The 2,105-nt window shown below is 61.2% G+C and carries 3 protein-coding genes; 1 reads left to right on the forward strand and 2 read right to left on the reverse strand.

Annotated elements, in window-relative coordinates:
• Positions 1-495: GntR family transcriptional regulator (locus EOL86_14075; protein NCD26701.1), on the reverse strand; the 495-nt coding region annotated here is incomplete at its 3' end.
• Between EOL86_14075 and EOL86_14080 the strand changes: the two genes are divergently transcribed.
• Complete coding sequence (locus EOL86_14080) at positions 436-1,560, forward strand: DMT family transporter (protein NCD26702.1); 1,125 nt, start codon at positions 436-438, stop codon at positions 1,558-1,560. The genes EOL86_14075 and EOL86_14080 overlap by 60 nt on opposite strands.
• A 362-nt stretch (positions 1,561-1,922) precedes the next feature.
• Here the strand turns inward: EOL86_14080 and EOL86_14085 are convergent.
• Positions 1,923-2,105: flagellin (locus tag EOL86_14085; protein NCD26703.1), on the reverse strand; the 183-nt coding region annotated here is incomplete at its 5' end.

Genomic DNA, 2,105 nt, shown 5'->3' on the forward strand with positions numbered 1-2,105 from the left:
GGGGCGAAATCCGCCGATTTCCCCATATTCCACGGCCGCGGCCCCGTCCCGACGCATGACCCGGCCGAGGATCTTGCGGAATTCGTCCATGGGAAAAAGACGCGGATCACAGGCGCCGCCGTCCAGGGCAATCCAGTCCGTGCTCCGGCTGACCTCGGGCAGATAGGCCGACAGGGCGTCATAGCCGCGATAGGTGAGCCGCTGCTGCCAGGCCGGCCACGCTCCGGACCGCTCCGGGGTTCGGGACTCGCCCGGACTGTGCGCCAGCACGTATGAGCCGCTGCCCCGGCGGGAGACCACCAGCCCCTCGGCCACGAGCTCGGCATAGGCGCTTTCCACCGTGGCCCGGTTCACGCCCAGATTTCCGGCCAAAACGCGCACGGCGGGCAGGCGGGTTCCGGGACGAAGATTTCCGGCCAGGATGCTGGCCCGAAAATGGGCGCTGATCTGGCGGTACAACGGAACAGCGGACGGAATTTCAAGGGCGATGCGCATGAAAAACCTCGATTGGCCGGGTTGATTTTTGGCAAAATTGCCCCTTCAAGTGGGGGCACTTTCCGCCTAGACGAGAGCCATCCCGAGCACAAGACCCCAAGGAGATGCCCCATGACCCCGACCCGCTCCACGCAAGGCTATCTGGCCGCCCTGATCAGCGCGGTCTTCCTGTCCACCACGTCCATCTTCATCCGCCACCTGGTCACGGAGTTCGCCATGCCGCCCCTGGTCCTGGCCTTCTGGCGCAATGTCTTCGTGGTCACGACCCTGGTTCCGATCCTGCTCGCCACGTCCCCCCGGCTGTTGCGCGTGGACCGGGCGCACCTGCCCTTTCTGGCCCTGTTCGGACTGATGCTGGCCGGGTTCAACGGACTGTGGGCCATCTCCGTGGCCAGCAACGGCGCGGCCGTGGCCACGGTCATGGTCTATTGTTCCGTGGCCTATACGGCCATCCTGGGCTGGAAATTTTTGGGGGAGCGCATGGATGGGCTCAAGATTGCGGCCATTGCCCTGTGCCTGGGCGGGTGCGCCCTCATTTCCGGCGCACTCCAGGCCGCGACCTGGCAGGCCAATTTTCTGGGCGTGGTGGCGGGCTTGCTGACGGGCCTGTGCTACACGGCCTACAGCCTCATGGGGCGGGTCACTTCCGAACGCGGCCTGTCGCCCTGGACCACGCTCCTCTACATCTTCGCCTTTGCGGGATTCTTTCTGCTGCTCATCAACCTGACGGCGGGCCGCGTCCCCGGCTCGGCCGCGCGCCCGGCCGACATGCTCTGGCTGGGAGAAAGCATCGAAGGCTGGACCGTCATGTTCCTGCTCGGCGCCATCCCCACGGTGGGCGGCTACGGATTCTACAACGTCAGCCTGGGCCTGCTCGACGCCAGCGTGGCCAATATCATCGTCTCCCTGGAACCGGCCTTCACGGCCGTGTTCGCCTATCTCATCCTGGGCGAGGTCATGACCCCGATCCAACTTGTCGGCAGCGCCCTGCTTTTGACCGGCGTCGGCGTCATCAAACTGGCCGAGTTGCGACGCGGGCCCGCGCCCGTGCTGCGGGAGGCCTGAAGGTTTGACGGGCAATGGGGATTCGTGGAGCAAGCTGTTCAATTCAAATTGACGGCCCACTTCTAAGAGGGTGTAGCCGAATAATCAAATCTCACCGAACCGATGGAGGATGATGGCGACCAATGCGAATCTGACCCAGGCGAGGGAGCTGGCAGTGCTCTGTTCATAATCCTTACTTATAGGGTGAGACTTTTAATCTTCCCACTTTTACACCAAAAACAGCAATAAATTGAGAAAAATTACCCACTATTTGAAATTTTGAAGAGGCGAAGGGAAAAGATCAGGGGCAAAATCCCCCTAATGGGTGGTTAGCCTGGATGATCGGTCAAAACGGCGGAATTCGAGGAGGGAAAGACGGCGTCCTAGCCTTGGATTATTTGTAGGGCCATTTGGGGTAGAGTGTTTGCTTGGGCCAGCATGGCTACCGCAGATTGGGTAAGGATTTGCTCTTTGACAAACGCTGTCATCTCCTGGGCAACGTCAGCATCAGATATGCGCGACTCAGCAGCCTGGAGGTTTTCAGTTTGGATCTGAAGATTGGTGAT

Source organism: Deltaproteobacteria bacterium (genome assembly GCA_009930495.1).
Lineage (GTDB): Bacteria > Desulfobacterota > Desulfovibrionia > Desulfovibrionales > Desulfomicrobiaceae > Desulfomicrobium.

Coding starts and splice junctions, on each gene's coding strand:
- EOL86_14080 (NCD26702.1), top strand. CDS start 436: ATGGGCGCTGATCTGGCGGTACAACGGAACAGCGGACGGAATTTCAAG.